The 16,889-nt window shown below is 41.1% G+C and carries 17 protein-coding genes; 12 read left to right on the top strand and 5 right to left on the bottom strand.

Annotated elements, in window-relative coordinates:
• Positions 1-3: 3 nt before the first annotated feature.
• The 5 genes from H625_RS0104865 to aspA all read left to right on the top strand — a co-directional run bounded on the left by H625_RS0104865 (position 4) and on the right by aspA (position 6,425).
• Positions 4-882, top strand: a complete 879-nt coding sequence (locus H625_RS0104865) for a helical backbone metal receptor (RefSeq protein WP_051238976.1) — start codon at positions 4-6, stop codon at positions 880-882.
• Positions 875-1,828, top strand: coding sequence for a FecCD family ABC transporter permease (locus H625_RS0104860; RefSeq protein ID WP_026858916.1), 954 nt, complete (start codon positions 875-877; stop codon positions 1,826-1,828). Before H625_RS0104865 ends, H625_RS0104860 begins: the two co-directional genes overlap by 8 nt.
• A gap of 95 nt (positions 1,829-1,923) precedes the next feature.
• Positions 1,924-3,885, top strand: coding sequence for a S9 family peptidase (locus H625_RS0104855; protein WP_026858915.1), 1,962 nt, complete (start codon positions 1,924-1,926; stop codon positions 3,883-3,885).
• 16 nt (positions 3,886-3,901) lie between these two features.
• Positions 3,902-4,990 (top strand): aminopeptidase P family protein, encoded by a 1,089-nt coding sequence (locus H625_RS0104850; RefSeq protein ID WP_026858914.1) that lies wholly within the window; start codon positions 3,902-3,904, stop codon positions 4,988-4,990.
• Between the two features lie 25 nt (positions 4,991-5,015).
• Complete coding sequence (gene aspA, locus H625_RS0104845) at positions 5,016-6,425, top strand: aspartate ammonia-lyase (protein WP_035785186.1); 1,410 nt, start codon at positions 5,016-5,018, stop codon at positions 6,423-6,425.
• 120 nt (positions 6,426-6,545) lie between these two features.
• On the opposite strand, the gene H625_RS0104840 is transcribed toward aspA, so the two are convergent.
• Positions 6,546-7,001, bottom strand: coding sequence for a hypothetical protein (locus H625_RS0104840; RefSeq protein WP_026858912.1), 456 nt, complete (start codon positions 6,999-7,001; stop codon positions 6,546-6,548).
• A gap of 469 nt (positions 7,002-7,470) precedes the next feature.
• Here H625_RS0104840 and H625_RS0104835 point away from each other — a divergent pair, with 469 nt between their 5' ends.
• The 4 genes from H625_RS0104835 to H625_RS12580 are packed head-to-tail and all read left to right on the top strand — an operon-like array spanning position 7,471 to position 11,389.
• Positions 7,471-8,820, top strand: coding sequence for an IS1096 element passenger TnpR family protein (locus H625_RS0104835; RefSeq protein WP_026858911.1), 1,350 nt, complete (start codon positions 7,471-7,473; stop codon positions 8,818-8,820).
• Positions 8,821-8,831: 11 nt separating this feature from the next.
• The gene (locus H625_RS0104830; RefSeq protein ID WP_026858910.1) at positions 8,832-9,614 is read left to right on the top strand and encodes a hypothetical protein; all 783 of its coding nucleotides are present in this window, start codon (positions 8,832-8,834) and stop codon (positions 9,612-9,614) included.
• Between the two features lie 21 nt (positions 9,615-9,635).
• On the top strand, positions 9,636-10,826 hold the full coding sequence (locus H625_RS0104825) for an amidohydrolase (protein WP_026858909.1): 1,191 nt from the start codon (positions 9,636-9,638) through the stop codon (positions 10,824-10,826).
• 47 nt (positions 10,827-10,873) lie between these two features.
• Positions 10,874-11,389: an MDR/zinc-dependent alcohol dehydrogenase-like family protein gene (locus H625_RS12580; protein ID WP_281170641.1), complete on the top strand. Its 516-nt coding sequence runs from the start codon at positions 10,874-10,876 to the stop codon at positions 11,387-11,389.
• A 98-nt stretch (positions 11,390-11,487) separates the two neighbouring features.
• Here H625_RS12580 and H625_RS0104815 read toward each other — a convergent pair whose 3' ends face one another.
• From H625_RS0104815 to H625_RS0104800, 4 genes are all read right to left on the bottom strand, one after another.
• Positions 11,488-12,324, bottom strand: a complete 837-nt coding sequence (locus tag H625_RS0104815; protein WP_026858908.1) for a PPK2 family polyphosphate kinase — start codon at positions 12,322-12,324, stop codon at positions 11,488-11,490.
• A gap of 61 nt (positions 12,325-12,385) precedes the next feature.
• Entirely contained in the window at positions 12,386-13,408 is a 1,023-nt protein-coding gene (locus H625_RS0104810) for a tellurite resistance/C4-dicarboxylate transporter family protein (protein WP_026858907.1), read from the bottom strand.
• A 46-nt stretch (positions 13,409-13,454) separates the two neighbouring features.
• Positions 13,455-13,733: a hypothetical protein gene (locus tag H625_RS0104805; protein ID WP_026858906.1), complete on the bottom strand. Its 279-nt coding sequence runs from the start codon at positions 13,731-13,733 to the stop codon at positions 13,455-13,457.
• A gap of 20 nt (positions 13,734-13,753) precedes the next feature.
• Complete coding sequence (locus H625_RS0104800) at positions 13,754-14,647, bottom strand: hypothetical protein (RefSeq protein ID WP_026858905.1); 894 nt, start codon at positions 14,645-14,647, stop codon at positions 13,754-13,756.
• Positions 14,648-14,956: 309 nt separating this feature from the next.
• On the opposite strand from H625_RS0104800, the gene resA reads away from it, so the two are divergent.
• The 3 genes from resA to H625_RS0104785 all read left to right on the top strand — a co-directional run bounded on the left by resA (position 14,957) and on the right by H625_RS0104785 (position 16,816).
• The gene (resA, locus tag H625_RS0104795; protein ID WP_026858904.1) at positions 14,957-15,490 is read left to right on the top strand and encodes a thiol-disulfide oxidoreductase ResA; all 534 of its coding nucleotides are present in this window, start codon (positions 14,957-14,959) and stop codon (positions 15,488-15,490) included.
• Between the two features lie 63 nt (positions 15,491-15,553).
• On the top strand, positions 15,554-16,258 hold the full coding sequence (locus H625_RS0104790) for a cytochrome c biogenesis protein CcdA (RefSeq protein WP_026858903.1): 705 nt from the start codon (positions 15,554-15,556) through the stop codon (positions 16,256-16,258).
• Positions 16,259-16,309: 51 nt separating this feature from the next.
• Positions 16,310-16,816 (top strand): CueP family metal-binding protein, encoded by a 507-nt coding sequence (locus tag H625_RS0104785; RefSeq protein ID WP_026858902.1) that lies wholly within the window; start codon positions 16,310-16,312, stop codon positions 16,814-16,816.
• The last annotated feature ends 73 nt before the right edge of the window (positions 16,817-16,889 follow it).

Raw genomic sequence — 16,889 nt, 5'->3', positions numbered from 1 at the left:
AAATTGAAAAATATATACCTTTATCTAGCGCTGCTCAGCATACTTTTACTCGCTGCATGTAATAACGGCAGTGATAACGAGAAACAAATGACAAATACAAATAATGAAGACATGCGCATCATCTCACTGATGCCGAGCAATACTGAAATTATTACCGAACTCGGGGCAACGGACAATCTCGTCGGTATTACAACAGCCGACGATTATCCTGAAGACCTGAAAGAAAATCTGACACGCCTCGATACTTTTGCACTCGATGAGGAAGCAATGACGGCACTCGATCCGACACATATTATTTCACACGCCTCAAACCACGATGCGAATGCGGATATAATCACGAGGACAGCAGAAAGTACCGGGGCAGAGGTACTCGTTGTTGATGATGCACAGGAAATTGATAAAATTTACGACACAATCACTGATGTTGGAACCTTTATCAGCAAAGAAGGTGAAGCAGAAGAATTAAATACATTACTGCAGCAGGAGGTTGAAGAAATCCATAATCAGTACAGCGGAGAGAAGGCCGATGATAAAGTGTTTATTCTGATTTCAACGGCGCCGGATATATACACAGCGGGGGAGGATACTTTCATCGATGATTTTCTGGATACATTAAATATCGGCAATGCTTTTGAAGATGTGGCCGGTTACCCTGCGGTGACATCAGAAGATGTGATTGCGCGCGAACCGGAAATTGTACTTTCAACACTTGGTATCAGCAATGAAGAACTCACTCATGCGCTTGATGATATTTCCGGCCTGGAAGGCGCAGCAATAACCGAAGAAGAAAATCAATGTACACCGGATCCAAACCTGATTTCAAGACCCGGGCCGAGATTTACAGAAGGACTGACTGCGATTGCAGAGTGTGTGTATGAATAAAACCAACTGTATTCTCGTATTTCTACTGATTATCAGTGTGGTGCTGAGCATTTTTATCGGTTCGGTAAATATCGGAGATATAAACAATATACAGGCATTCACCATTATGCTTGACGTGCGGCTGCCGCGTGCACTTATGGCTATACTAGTCGGAGCCGCACTCGCGATGAGCGGGGCGGTATTTCAGATTATCCTGAAAAACCCGATGGCTGACAGTTTCACACTCGGCATGGCGAATGGTGCAGTGCTCGGTGCAGCACTTACCGTCGTAACGATTATCCCGGCAGTATTCGCACCTGTGATCAGTATTATTCTCGGACTGCTCAGCCTGCTGCTCGTGCTTGTAATCGCACGAAAACTCGATTTAACTTACCGTCCGGAAACGTTAATTATTACAGGCATTCTGCTCGGGGCAATGTTATCCGGCGTGCTCTATATTATTATTCTGTTATTTCCGGAAGATACCGCGAATATCGCACGCTATATGTTCGGATCACTTGGCGGTGCGGATTTCACTAAAGTTTCGGTCTTATTAATACTGACAGCAGTGTCATTTATTATTTTGGAACGATACGGGCATGTGCTTGATCTATTGAAACTCGGTGATATTAGGGCACACGCGCTCGGTGTCAACGTCAGCGTCATCCGTCCGGCACTGTTAATCACAGCAGCAGTGCCGCCGCTCGTTGCGATCAGCTATACCGGAATTATTGCGCTCGTCGGCATCATTATTCCGCAGATTATTTTATATATTAAACCGATGGCATTCCGGCCGCTGCTAAAACGGTCAATTTTACTCGGCGGCCTTTACGTGCTGATTATCGATACGCTGGGCCGTACATTAATCGCTCCGCTGCAGATTCCGACCGGTGTAATGGTCATGCTGTCAGCAGTGCCGCTGTTCATATTTCTTCTGTATAAACGCATTCTTGTGAATCCGCGGTAACGAAAAGTCCCGGCAGTCTTTCTGTCAGAATATTATGGATTAATTAGTAAACGGACGTTAAAGAATGTTATATTTATAAAAAAGGGGGAAATTCAATGAGTAAGGTTTCTATTGATGATATTTTCAAAATTAAGTCGGTGTCTTCACCGAAAGTTGTACCGCAGTCTGACAGAGTGACTTATCTTGTGACGAATACTGATGAGGATAAGGATACTTACTATTCATATCTGCACAATTTTGACGGCAGGGGCAATATCCAGCTTACATATAAAAACGAAACGATAACGAATGTGACTCATTCACATGACGGGGCGCTGACATTATTTACAGCACCGGATGATGATAAGAAACCGCAGGTATTTATACTGAGACATGCCGGCGGTGAACGTGAACAGCTGACGCACGAAGACGATGGGGTATTCGGCGCACAGTTTTCACATGATGGAAATTCGGTGTTTTATCACGTTTCAAGTGAGAAGAATAAAGAAGAGGCTAAAGACAAAGACGATAAAGATAAAAAACCTGAAGCTGCAGTGATTACCCGCATGAAATATAAAAGCGACGGGGGTCCTGGACCGTACGGTGTATTAAAAGAAAAATACACAGCGGTAAAATCGATCGATATTAAATCCGGTCAAACAGAGACTGTCTTGTCGGGCGAAGAAAACTTCACGCTTTACGATGTTTTTGAAGGCGGTTTTATATACGCAACTGACGTCAGCGACAATCCCGATTTCAATTTCGCACAAAAACTTTATCTCCGTAAAAATAAAGAAGATACTTTAATCCGCGACGATGCCAGCTTTATGAAGGCGGAAATTTCAGCGGACCAGAAGCATATTTTAATGACGGTAATGACGCGCAGTTTTGAAAATGCGACGCATCCGCATATCGAAGTTTACGATGTAAAAAATAACGACAGCATTGATGTCACAACAAAACTGGATAAGCCGGTCGGCGGACTGGTTGCGCAGGATACACAGCAAAATGCTGAAGGCAATACAGCGGAATGGATATCAGATACTGACTACGTATTTCTCGTGTCGGAATTCGGCAGCGTGAACTTATATAAAGGTGATGTCGAAGGAAATATCCGTCCGCTCTTGCGCGGTGAGCATAATATTTTCGGTATGGATGCCGATGCGGATGCTGCGTATTTAACAATTTCTACGCACGTATCACCAAGTGAATTATATAAATATGATTTTAAAACCGAAGCACTGACGCAGCTGACAGAAGTTAATTATGACTATGTCACAAATACAGAACTTGTTAAACCGGAAGCGGTCGAGTTTACAAGTTTCGATGACACGGCAGTTCACGGCTGGTTTATGAAGCCGGCAGGATATGAAGCGGGGAAAAATTATCCGATGGTCACGAACATTCACGGGGGACCGCACGCCTTATATGCGAACACGTACTTCCATGAAATGCAGATGCTCGCCGCAAAAGGTTATGCAGTATTATTCATCAACCCGCGCGGCTCGCACAGCTACTCTCAGGAATTTGTTGATGCAGTGCGCGGTGACTACGGCAACGGCGACTATAAAGATATTATGAGCGCGGTCGATTACATCACAGGTAAATACGACTGGATTGATACTGAGAACCTCGGTGTTACCGGCGGCTCTTACGGCGGCTTTATGACGAACTGGATTGTCGGCCATACGAACCGTTTTAAAGCAGCTGTGACACAGCGTTCAATCAGTAACTGGATCAGTTTTAGAGGCGTATCGGATATCGGCTATTACTTTACGGACTGGCAGATTTTAGCCGGGCTTGATGACCTGGATAAATTGTGGCATCATTCACCGCTGAAATATGCTAAAAACGTTGAGACACCGTTATTAATTCTGCACGGTGAACAGGATATCCGCTGCCCGATTGAACAGGGAGAGCAGCTGTTTATCGAACTGAAGTCGAGAGGGAAGGAAACTGAATTTGTCCGTTTCCCGGAATCTTCACATGACTTATCACGCTCGGGCAAACCGAGTTTGAGAATACAGCGTTTAGCTCATATCGCACGCTGGTTCGAGCAGTATTTAACACATAATTAATTGGAGGAAGATTTATATGACAGGTAAAATCGAAGCGCTGGCACAAAGCGTGAAAGCAGACTACTCAATTATTTCCGACCCGATGAATATATTTTATTTTACCGGGGTGCACTTAAATCCTCATGAAAGATTATTGCTCCTGTTGGTCGACAATAAGACACTCGATACAGCGATGATTTTTCCAGCGCTGGACGGCGAAACGGTTAAAGCGAATACTGAGCTTACAACGTATCTGCCGCACGATGACAAGGATGATGCATTCCAGTATGTGTTCGATACAATCGCTGCTGATAAAACAGTCGCAGTTGAAGGTGAGCATTTAATTTATTCCAGATATTTACGCTTAATCGAAAAATACGCGCCTGAAAATATCGAGACGCTGGATGGTGAAGTGAATTATCTCCGCGGTAAAAAGAATGAACACGATAAAGCCGAAATCAAGCGTGCAGTCGAGATGACTGAAAAAGCGCTGGAAGATTTAAAGACGATTACTGTAGAAGGGAAAACTGAGATGGAAATTTCGGATTTCCTGGTAAAGCAGTTTAAGTCATATGGAGCTGTCGGACCGAGCTTCGGACCAAGTGTACTGGCGGGTAAAAAATCGGCAATGCCGCATGGTGATACAGGGACAGATGTAATTCAGCGCGGGGATTTCCTCTTAATCGACTTTGGTGTAGTGTCGGATACAGGCTATGTATCGGATATGACGCGCACGTTTATCGTCGGGGAAGCGACAGAGAAACAGGAAGAGATTTATAAAACTGTGCTGCGCTCAAATCTTGCCGGTATTAAAGCCTCACAAAAAGGTACGGTCATGGGTGATATCGACCGTGCATCACGCAAGGTCATCGACGACGCGGGCTACGGTGAGTATTTCATGCACCGTATCGGGCACGGCCTCGGTCTTGATGTACATGAGTCACCATCAATTCACGGCGGTAACACAGACAATCTTGAAGCGGGTCACGTCATTACGATTGAACCTGGGATTTACATTCCTGAAATCGGCGGTGTCCGCATCGAAGATATGCTGTATATTGATGAAGATACAACGTATAATTTTAATAGTTTTCCAAAAGATTTTGAATCGATGATCATTAAATAATTTAATTTAGGAGCTGCATGTGATTATGGCAAACACGACTAGAATTGAATCGGATTTCCTCGGAGAAAAAGAAATTGATAATAATGCTTACTATGGTGTCCAGAGCCTTCGTGCTCTTGAGAACTTCCCGATTACAGGCTACCGTTTAAATACAGATTTAATCCGTGCTTTAGGGATGGTTAAAAAAGCAGCGGCACTTGGAAACTACGCGAACGGCGTGCTTGAAGAAGATAAAAAAGATGCGATTGTCCAGGCGAGTGAAGAAATTATTGCCGGAAAACTGCATGAAGACTTTATCGTCGATCCGATTCAGGGCGGTGCAGGTACTTCAACGAATATGAACGCTAACGAAGTCATTGCAAACCGTGCGCTTGAGATTATGGGTCGCGAGAAAGGTGACTATGACTTTATCAGTCCAAATAACCACGTGAACATGTCACAGTCGACAAACGACGCATTCCCGACATCACTGCACGTTGGTCTTTTAATCCATGCAGAAAGTCTGCTTGAGACGATGAATACGATGCGTCAGGCATTTGAAGCAAAAGCTGTTGAGTTTGATCACGTCATTAAAATGGGACGCACGCACCTGCAGGACGCAGTACCGATTCGTCTTGGCCAGGAATTCAGTGCATATGCGAAAGTGTTATCGAGAGATATCCGCCGCGTATCGAATTCACTTGAAAACCTTTATGAAATTAATATCGGTGCAACAGCAGTAGGGACAGGATTAAACGCCGATCAGAAATATATCGATACTGTAGTTGAAGAGCTGAGCAAGATATCGGGATATAAGTTAAAATCTGCTGAAAATTTAGTTGATGGAACGCAGAATACAGATGCGTATACAGAAATCTCTTCAGCGCTGAAGATTTGTATGATTAACATGTCAAAAGTTGCGAACGACTTCCGTCTGATGGCATCAGGACCGAAAGCAGGACTGTACGAAATTAACCTGCCGGCGCGTCAGCCGGGATCATCAATCATGCCGGGTAAAGTTAACCCGGTTATGGCTGAAGTGTTGAACCAGATTGCATTCCAGGTGATCGGGAATGATAATACAATCAGTCTTGCATCAGAAGCTGGGCAGTTTGAACTGAACGTAATGGAGCCTGTACTGGCATTTAACCTGATCCAGTCAATCGACATTATGAACAATGGTTTTAAAGTGTTCACGGAAAGATGTATCGCAGGCATTACAGCAAACGAAGAACAGATGAAATCCTATGTTGAGAACAGCATCGGTGTAATTACAGCGCTTGTACCTCACATCGGTTACAAAAAAGCATCAGCGATTGCAGTTGAAGCAATCCAGACAGGCGCTCCGGTCCGCCAGCTGTGCTCGAAGTATGAAGTTCTTACAGAAGCACAGCTTAATCATGTGCTGAATGCATTTGAAATGACAAACATCGGCGTATCAAAACTGCCGGAATAAGTTAATATTAGTGTTTAGTTATTTAGTTAGATAAAAATCTCCCGTGCTTTCCCGGGGCATCGCTGAAGCCTGTAGTCTTCAGCAGATGCTTTTCCCCGAGGAGTCACGGGAGATTTTAATTTATTCTTCTAAAAAGAGATAGTACTCCCCGAGTCCAAAATTTTTATAAACATTCGTCAGTTGAGTTGTCTCGTCACCTTCGTTTAATTCACCTTCAGAAACTGTGCCGCTGTAAGAAAAGTATTCATCTTCACTTTCTTCGAATTCAGTAAAATCAATTGTCATCGAAGCATCCCCATCTTCAACAGTAATTGATAAATTATTTTCTTCTAAAGAATACTCCCCTGAATAGGTATTTCCGTTAAGTGTTAATGTCACATCGTTTGCTGATTCAAAATCGAGTACCGGTGTGTTGGATGTGAACTTAATTTCTGCATTCTCAGCTTCTTCCTTAGAAACAGTCGGATTGTGTAAAGACAAACCCAGCGTTTTACCTTTGAGTTCGGACTCTTCACTGTCGCATCCTGCCACTGCCAAAAGAATAACACTTAATACTGTCAGTAAAATTTTGTTCATAGATGCCCCCCTTAAACTTGTTGTTAATACAAATGTACCATTAATTGTAATTACTTACATATATGATTATTGAAATACGTGGGATTTTTGCGCTCATGTATATGCAAATGACAATACGTAGTCATGAGACGTATTCATGCCTCTGATTCGGATGAATCGTATGTATGAGACTCCGTCATGACTATGTATAAAGTAATGCGTATACATGAGTCTGATCAGAGAACTTTCATCCGGATGGAAATGTGTATTCAACCGGATGAGCTCCCCACATTGGGTCGAATACCTGTTTTCAACCGGATGAGCTCCTCACATTGGGGCGAATACTTGCTTTCAACCGGATGAGCTTCCAACGACTCAGGAAATTGAGGCGGTTTTAATCAGCCAATAAGCATCACGGGATGCATTTCCGTCCGGTTTACGTGTAAAATAAGAGTAATGGATATAATGAATATGGCGGGAGGCAAGCAGCATGGATATACAGACTTTTTATCAAACGTATTTAGGCGAACATGAACTCATTCGGGCGAGTTTGTTTAATGCGGGAAACTTTACAACTAATGAAGCACTAATAAAATATAAAATGGAAGAACTTGAGTCACAGTCTGCTTTGAATGAAATGTTCGAGCATTTATCGATGTCGGAAGCGAAGCTGTTACGGCGTTTATCGACTGAGGAATCGTACGACGATGTGCACAGAGTGTCATATTTGCCGGCGAAGTACCCGACGCTTATCGACTACCAGTATATTTTGGAGGATAACGGGACTGAAGGTGTGATTCACTCTGAAGTGGTCAATGTGCTGAACAGCGCGCTCCAGCAGACGGGTATTTTCCCTTATACACCGATGTCGATTCCGGACAGTGAGACGATTGAACCTCAGGATGTGTCGAGGCTGGAGAAAATATATAACGGACCGATATACTGGCTCTACAATAATTTAACGTTTATTGAACTGAGACAGACGATGGCGAGGCTGAATATTAAATCAGTCGGGCAGTACAAGGATGATTATTTAAATGAAGTCATCGGGCATTTAACAGCACCGGAATATCTGCCGGTCGCATTAAGTCAGCTGGATGAAGTGTCGTACGCTCAAATTAAAGATAATGTTCACAAAGATTATTCAGTCTATGAGAATCATCCGCGCTGGCAGACGGCATTGGAGACCGGTCTGCTGGTTAAGGTCCATCAGGATTATCTGGTGATGCACCGCGATGTACTCGCCGCCTTAAAAAAAGTAGATTTCAAAAAGAGCGGAAATGAAGATCATCCGGAAACGCCGGAGAATTACAACGCATACCGTATTACGTGTACGATTAATGGCTGTGAAGATATTACCCGCACAATATCGATTCCTGCACGCATGAACTTTTTAGAGCTTGAAATTATTATCTGTGAAGCATTCGGCTGGAATAATATCGGCAGTGGAGAATTCATGACGGACAAAGAATTAATCGCGAATGAAGAGGGTGTAAACAAGAACGCACTTATGGTCGACGTGTATTTAACGAATGAATACATTCAATACTTATATGACTCAGACGATGATTATGTTGTTGATATTACACTTGATTCAGTGACGAATATTCTGAAGCCGATTCCTGAAGTCGTGAGCTACGGCGGGGAAGTGCCGATTGAAAATATCGGCGGTGTCGATAAACTCATCGAAACTTTGAATATTTTACAAGATAAAAACCACCCGGACTATGTGCATACGTATGCGAATGCACGCACGAAAAATTACCGGGAGCGTTATCCGGTCAGTGCGACGAACAAAAAACTCGCGCGGCTGTTCAACAGAGGCAATCCAATCACTTAAGGAGGATAATGATGGATTTACAAACCTTCTACAAAACATATTTAACTTACTTGCATCTGGATAAAACAGGTGAATCTTTATCCCAGCTGGACAAAATTATAGAAGATAAAATAGAGGAAGCGCGTTCGGATGATTATTTAACGCTCCTCGGAGACAGTTTGAAGATGGAAGAAATTGAATTGATTAAGCGCTATTCTAATGCATTGACAGGGGATAACATTATTACAATGCCGTTTAACCCCGAAGAGAATCCATTTTTAATATATAATCACCATCTGCTTTACATTGGAGACGGCATGGCTGTCATGCATGAGGAAGTCATCGACGGTATTTTAAGAAACTTTGGTTCGGTGATTCATTTAGCACCGCTGCCGGAAGGAATCAGTGTATCTAATGTTATTTTAAATAATGCAGAGTACACAACCACAGTAAATCTGCTGGACTATCCAATTATAGAATTCTACGATTTGCTCTTAACTGAAGATCATATGAATTTAGTGGCGGAGAATCTGGATTTGGATTTGGAAGAGTATCAAACACGTGCTCAGCTTATCAATGCAATATCGAAGCGGCTCGTGCATAAATCGTATATTGAAGAAAAACTTAAGATGTTTGAAGATGAAGAACTGACACGTTTTAAAGACAAGCTGAAACGCGGTGAAGTTTTATTTACAGAAGAAGAGGGTAATTGGGATACATTCCTTGCTACAGGCATCGTAATGCCATACTTACCTCACACTGCAATATTGCCGCTCGTTTTGTTTCACTTCTTTACAGAAGAGATTTTTAATTAATTCTAAAAAGGGGTAATGGACATGTCATTAAAAGAGAAGTTATTTAAACAGCTTGAAGGAAATGAAAAACGTATGATTGAAATCAGACGTCATTTACATGAAAATCCTGAGTTGTCATTTAAAGAGGAAAAGACCGCTCAGTTTATCGAAGAATTTTATAAAGATAAAGACGTGAAGCTGACAGCGAATGTCGGTAACGGCTACGGTATTATCGTTGAAATAGAAGGCGGTGCAGGCGACGGTCCGACACTTGGACTCCGTGCGGATTTTGATGCACTGCCGATCCAGGAAGAAGCAGATGTTGAATTTAAATCTAAAAATGAGGGTGTAATGCATGCCTGCGGCCACGATGGGCACACGGCATACATGCTAATTTTAGGTGAGGCATTAATCGACTTAAAAGATGAATGGAAAGGTAAAATTAAACTCATTCACCAGCACGCTGAGGAAATTCCGCCGGGCGGTGCGAAGAGTATCGTAGAATCGGGTATTTTGGATGACCTGGACGAAGTGTATGGTATTCATCTGTTTCCGACGCTGGACCTTGGAGATATTACAGTATGTCCGGGTGAAGCAATGACGGGACGTTCGAACTTCGACCTTAAAATTCAGGGTTCAGGCGGTCACGGCGCAATGCCGCATACGACGAACGATGCGCTTGTTGCAGGCGGATACTTCGTCACGACGGCTCAGACAATCGTGTCACGACGCATGGACCCGAACGATTCGGTTGTTGTATCCATTACAGCATTCGATGCGCCGGGCGGCTATAACGTCATCCAGGACAGCGTAACACTGCGCGGTACTGTGCGTTATTTATCGATGGATAATAAAGAAAAAGTGTATGAAGAAATGGCTCAGCTCGTTAAAGGGCTGGAAGTGACATACGGCGTTGAATGTACGCTGGACTATGTATATGACTATCCGGTATTGTATAATACAGTTGAAAAAATCGGTGAAATCGAAACATTGCTCACGGAGAGTGCAGGCACTTATTTTGAAAAAGTATACCGCGATAAACCTCAGGCAGCATCTGAAGACTTCGCATATTATCTGGAGAAAACACCAGGTGCATTCTTCTTCGTCGGCGCGAAACCCGACGGTGTCGAAACTGCATATCCGAACCACCATCCTAAATTCGAAGTTAATGAAAAATCACTGCTGATTTCGGCGAAAGCTATGGCAGAAGTTGTGCTGAATAAGTTAGGATAATAATTTAATTTTTATGAAATGATTCCTCGAAAGAGGCAAATCGCGTTATAGCTGTCGATAATAATGATATGAGACTCGCACACGCCAAGCAGACAAACAATGTAGAGGTATATAACTACAAGCAATTTGATAACCTCGGCAAGCACATACATGAAATTACGAAAGGCGGCGCGGAAGTTGTTATCGACTGCGTCGGCATGGACGGGGAAATTACAAGTAAAGACCGCATCAAAACACTCGGCGGCCAGGTTGGTACAATTGATCCGATTATTATGGCAACAGATATGGTTAAGAAATTTCGTACTATTCAGCTGACAGGTATATACGGTACACCTGCCACCGGTTATCCAATCCACAAAATATTTACACGCAACGTCACAGTCAAGGCAGGACAGGCACCGGTAATTCATTATATGCCGGAACTGTATAATATGGTGGAACAGGGTAAAATTAATCCAACAGATATTATTACGCATCAGGTGCCTTTAAAGCAGGCAGAAAAAATGTATAAAATGTTTAACGATCGTGCAGACGGATGTATTAAAGTAGTGATGAAACCGTAAATTTGAGTTCACGGTGGCACGGAAAGCGTGATTGCGCGCCACCGTGCTTCTCTAAACTCAAAAAAGTGCTGAATCCGCAATGGATTCAGCACTTTTTCTTATTCGTTTTCCAGATCTTTAATATATTTATCGAGTTTTTTCTTATCTTCACCGGAAATTTCCGGAAATTCAGGATTAATGCCTTCCAGCACATGAATCATCGCTTCTGTTATAATGCGGCGCGTATGCCATTCATCATCCGCAGGAAGAATGTACCAGGGGCTGTGCCCGGTCGAGGTATTATTAAGCATATCTTCAAATACTTTCTGATAGTCATCCCATTTTTTTCGTTCTTCAACATCTGAAAATGAGAATTCCCACTGTTTATTGGGATCTTTCATCCGTTTTAAAAAGCGTTCTTTCTGTTCATCTTTCGACATGTTAAAAAAGAATTTTACGACAGAGAAACCGTTCTCTGATAAATACTGCTCATAATTATTAATCTGACGGTAACGTTTTTCAATTTCAGCATCACTATCTTCGAGTAAATCATGAATGCGTGTCGCAATCACATCTTCATAATGCGAGCGGTTTAAAATCGCAATCTGACCACGTTCAGGTTCACCGTCGTGAAGGCGCCATAAATAATCATGCTTCTGCTCAGTCTCACTGGGCTTGCCGTAAGTCGTGACTTTCAATCCTTGGGCATTCAAATTCGAAAAAATATAAGAAATTGCTTCATCTTTACCAGCGGCATCAATCGCTTGAAGCACGACCATAATGCCATTTTTACCTTCGGCGTGTAATTTTAGATGGAGTTCTTTCAGCTTCTCAACAAGCGCCGGAATAATATTCTGTTCAATATAATTGTTATCTCCTTTTTTACCTTCGGAACATTTATAGTCTTTTAATTTTATGTTTTTTGTACTTGGTATTTTATAATCGGATAATTTCATCAGAAACACTCCTATTCAATGTTTATACCAAGATATACCCGATAAAAACTGAATGGAATCATTAAATTTTCAGCTGTTTCCCGTGATGAATAAACAGACCTGCCATAATCAGCAGCCAGACGATAATTGCTGCAAAAATAGTCACCTTCGGAATAATCATCAGAAATTCCAGCTCCAGTGCCATCGACAGATTAGCCGTACCGACTGTATACATTGCAATCGGGAAGGCCATGCCCCACATATCAGGTGTATAAGACAGCGGATAATGATTTACAATATGGCGCCATACGCCGAGCGTGATTAACAATGGAATCCACCATGTGCCAAGAGCCCAGAAGAACAGCGTGAATCCTTTAATGAAAATTTCAAGTTCAGCAGCAATTCCTGAGCTGTTCAATATAAGCACGGAACCCGCAAGCGTCGTAATCGCGAGCGCCCCCATGCTGATCCAGTAGGGCGGTGTTAAAGCCATTGCTTCGATTTTTAAAAACATCAGACGGTAAAATATAAACGCAATAATATTTAAATATAACGCACAGCCTAACAGAAACAGACATAACGAAATAAATAACATTACTTCTGTGAATTCAGTATTGCCGGCAATCAAAGTGCCGAGTACTGCAAGTGACTGTGTAGATACAACAACGAGCAGCCATCCGCCGTTTACCGATTCATCGACTAACGGCTTAGCTTTTTTAATAATTATAAGAGTAAAAAATGTATACATCAAAAGAAGCCAGATGATTAACGCGGCAACCCAAAAGACAAATCCGATTTCAGCCATATTTTCAATAATAACGAACTGGCTGCCTAAGACACCTGAAGCGGCAATCAATGTAAAGAAACCCGGACCTTTGCCGTTATCGTTTAAATCATTCAAAAAATCAGCTGTATTAAACAGTAATCTTAACCCGTTCAATACGAGCAGCAGCACAAATAGACACACGTTAAAATACAGCAGTATTTCTGCTGCTGTGGGAATATCTAAATACCATAAGGATAATGATAAAGCACCAGTCGCCATTACCATGGCAAAGTAGCCTGGATATAAATGACGTGACTGGCGCTGTAAAAATTCAATCATGAGTTTCACGCTTTCTTCATATAAATAAATTCAATTTCAAATGGTGTTATTCTTCTCTTTTCTCAAGCTGGCGTTCACGCGTTTCCTGAATTAACCACGGGCTGTCTTTTTCCGTTTCCAGCCGTCTGTTATCTTCTTTAATACGGTCGAGTACAGTTTTCATTTCTTCATTCTCGAGAAGATAATTTTCCTGTTTCAGCCGCTGGAGTTCGATTTCTTTATCGATATACTGTAATTTAATCTTTTCCATACTTCTTCTGTGGGAAAGATAGTTACTAATGATGCTGGAAGTGATACCAGCAAGGATAATAATGAGCAGCCACATAGTAGACCTCCTAAAAAATCTTATTTGATTTCACCGTCGGCATAAGGAATGAACTCGCCGTATGCATATGCACCGTCCTCGTTTATATATTCAACCTGACCGTATGGCCATACTCTGAAATAGCTCGTTAAGCCGTGATGAATATTCTCGAAAGGAACTTCAAAGTAACCTTCCTCCGTGTTTAGGACAGGATCTTCAAAATTGATAAGTGACATATCGAGTACGTTTATGTCGTAATAAGCTGAAATGAAATTCATGACATTATCTTCGTCTACGACTTCAACATTGCTTGTCTGCGCGGGATAAATCAGGCTGACGTTATCATCTTCATCACCTTCAACTGCGATGTAGAAGTTGGAATCAGCAGCCGGCTGGTAGGTTAAAATGCGCACAGACGCACCGGTATCTTCAGGCGATAAATCCTGCGTCGGTTCACCGAAAGATTCGATGATTTCATCTAAAGAAATATCCTCCACGGGAGTGATTAACACTTGTTCCACAGATTCGTCATGGAGAGTGTATCTGACGCCAATGTCGTTAAACACATCGTCGACGGGAATATCATCTTCATCTGACGGCTCTCCTAAAACAGCGGTCACTTCATCTTCTGTCATGCCGCGTTCAATGCCGCCGTAACTGTGATAATAATAATTATTTAAATAATCTTTGTGAAAATTGGGAGAAAGAATATCGACATTTCCGGTGCTGTCGTAAGCCGGTTCAAGTTCGGATTCTTCAGCAGGCTCTTCCTCTGAAGCTTCATCGTTTTCAGCAGATTCTTCCTCATCCGTTTCTTCTTCGGCAGTTTCTCCCTGATCTGTCTCTGCTTCAGGTTCATCAATAGGTTGAGCATTACTGCAGGCAGTAAGTAATAAAATGAAAAACGATAATAGTAGTAAACGAATTATGAACACATCCTTATTTTTAGTATCGTGTGCAGGTGAATCTGTAAACGTATTATCTTAATTTAAATTATACAGTAAATATTGTAATGAGTTAACTAGAGGAGGAGATATGATGATTTCTTCATTTTAACTCCAAACAGATTTACTCGTTCAAATATATTTTATTGAGGTCATGAAATGTCACATTAAATACTAATAAACTGCACAGTTTCTTTAAAAATTTAATTTAGGCTAAATAATTAAGGGTGGAAATATAAAATAAATAAAATATTGAAGATAATAATCTGAAAAGATAACACTGTAAAAGGATGTGAGATTATGAAGAAAAAGACAAGGAATATTCTTAGAATCAGTATTATAATGAGTGTCATTATTTTATTAGGAGTCACCTTGTGGTTCAATTTCACTTCTGATATAGAAACTGTACAAGCAGGAGATAAGGCAATAGATTTCCAGCTGGAGACGTTGAATGGTAATCAAATACAATTGTCGGATGTGAATTCAGAGAAGGGTGTTATTTTGAACTTCTGGGGGACGTGGTGTAAACCTTGCCGTGAAGAAATGCCTGATATGAACCGGATTTACAATGAAGGACATGAAGACTATGAAATCATTGCCATAAACGTTTCTGAGGATGAGCAGCAGATTAATCAGTTCTTATTGAGTTTAGATGAAAAACTTAGTTTTCCAGTTGCACTGGATCGTAACCGAGATGTAACTAAAGCGTATCAAGTTGGTCCGTTGCCGACGACAATAGCAATCAACAAGAATGGCGTAATTGTGGATAAGAAAGAATATCAGTTAACCGTAGATGATATTTACAGCTTTGTGGAACAATCAACTTCTGAATAGGATGAAATAGTTTAGGAATTATCCTGATTTATTTAAAAATTTTAATACGAATGGAGTGTTTTTTTGGGTAGTGAAATGACTTTCTTCCTGGCATTTGGAGCTGGATTTTTAAGTTTTGTTTCACCTTGTGTACTTCCGGTATTTCCTGCCTTCATCTCTTACATAACAGGAATGAGTTATAATGAAGTAGAAAATCAAAAATTTAATGCATGGGCAATATTACATACACTATTCTTTCTTATAGGGTTCAGTCTGTTTTATATAGCATTGGGTTTTGGAACGTCTTTTTTGGGTGGATTACTTATTGAACATGCGAATTTGATTAGACAACTGGGCTCAATCCTGATTATTATATTCGGACTCATCATTACAGGTGTTCTTAATTTTAATTTCCTTATGAAGGAGAGGAAAATACAATTTAAGAACAGGCCTTCCGGTTTTTTTGGTTCGACTTTAATAGGTATGGCATTCGGTGCCGGATGGACACCGTGCAATGGCCCAATTATTGGCGCTATTTTTGCAATGAGTGCGAGTGCGCCAAACAATGCTTTAATGTTAATGATTGTCTATTGTCTGGGTTTTGCTATTCCATTCTTTATTTTAAGTTTCTTCGTATCTCGTACACGCTGGATGTTGAAATACTCTAATATCATCATGAAAATTGGTGGAATCACAATGATATTAATGGGTATTCTTCTTTATTTTGATGGATTGACTCAGATTATCATTTGGCTGCAGCCGTACTTTGGAGATTTTCAGGGTTTCTAATAATGAGTATATAAAAATATTGATAAAATTAAATATCAGGGAGAAATGTAGATGAAAAAGTATATAATGCCAATTTTTCTAGGTGTAATATTTATGTTAGCAGGTTGTAGCGATGACTCAGTATCAAACGAATCAAATATTAAAGAAATGGTTACAGAATTAAGTGCTAGTAATATTGTAGAATCAGCATCTATTAATGATGAAACACTTATTGTTGAAGATGATGGAGATGAGAATGTCTATAACTTGCCGGAAGATGAGTTCTTTGTGTCCATTGCACCTTATATCTCTTATACACACCCATGTGAATTTCATAGCTTAACTGGTTGTCAGGGAGAGATGGTAAATGAAGAGATGGATGTAAAAATTATAGATGAAGATGGAGAAGTTCACGTTGACGAAAGACTTACAACACTTGAGAATGGATTCTTGGACTTTTGGCTGCCGAGAGATAGAAATTATACTTTAGAAATTAATTATGATGGAAAAAAAGTTGAATCTGATTTCTCAACTTTTGAAAATGACAGTACCTGTCTGACAGATTTACAACTTAAATAAATTTGATTAAATGCAGATATTATAACGCTATTCAGTGTTATAATATCTGCATTTTTAATGGATAGTTTCTGCA

The organism is Jeotgalicoccus psychrophilus DSM 19085 (genome assembly GCF_000425845.1).
Taxonomy (GTDB): Bacteria; Bacillota; Bacilli; order Staphylococcales; family Salinicoccaceae; genus Jeotgalicoccus; species Jeotgalicoccus psychrophilus.
The sequence above is the reverse complement of the archived record's forward strand: the minus strand, read 5'-3'. Positions and strand labels throughout refer to the sequence as shown.

Coding starts and splice junctions, on each gene's coding strand:
- H625_RS0104860 (WP_026858916.1), top strand. CDS start 875: ATGAATAAAACCAACTGTATTCTCGTATTTCTACTGATTATCAGTGTG.
- H625_RS0104855 (WP_026858915.1), top strand. CDS start 1,924: ATGAGTAAGGTTTCTATTGATGATATTTTCAAAATTAAGTCGGTGTCT.
- H625_RS0104850 (WP_026858914.1), top strand. CDS start 3,902: ATGACAGGTAAAATCGAAGCGCTGGCACAAAGCGTGAAAGCAGACTAC.
- aspA (WP_035785186.1), top strand. CDS start 5,016: ATGGCAAACACGACTAGAATTGAATCGGATTTCCTCGGAGAAAAAGAA.
- H625_RS0104840 (WP_026858912.1), bottom strand. CDS start 7,001: ATGAACAAAATTTTACTGACAGTATTAAGTGTTATTCTTTTGGCAGTG.
- H625_RS0104835 (WP_026858911.1), top strand. CDS start 7,471: ATGGATATACAGACTTTTTATCAAACGTATTTAGGCGAACATGAACTC.
- H625_RS0104830 (WP_026858910.1), top strand. CDS start 8,832: ATGGATTTACAAACCTTCTACAAAACATATTTAACTTACTTGCATCTG.
- H625_RS0104825 (WP_026858909.1), top strand. CDS start 9,636: ATGTCATTAAAAGAGAAGTTATTTAAACAGCTTGAAGGAAATGAAAAA.
- H625_RS0104815 (WP_026858908.1), bottom strand. CDS start 12,324: ATGAAATTATCCGATTATAAAATACCAAGTACAAAAAACATAAAATTA.
- H625_RS0104810 (WP_026858907.1), bottom strand. CDS start 13,408: ATGATTGAATTTTTACAGCGCCAGTCACGTCATTTATATCCAGGCTAC.
- H625_RS0104805 (WP_026858906.1), bottom strand. CDS start 13,733: ATGTGGCTGCTCATTATTATCCTTGCTGGTATCACTTCCAGCATCATT.
- resA (WP_026858904.1), top strand. CDS start 14,957: ATGAAGAAAAAGACAAGGAATATTCTTAGAATCAGTATTATAATGAGT.
- H625_RS0104785 (WP_026858902.1), top strand. CDS start 16,310: ATGAAAAAGTATATAATGCCAATTTTTCTAGGTGTAATATTTATGTTA.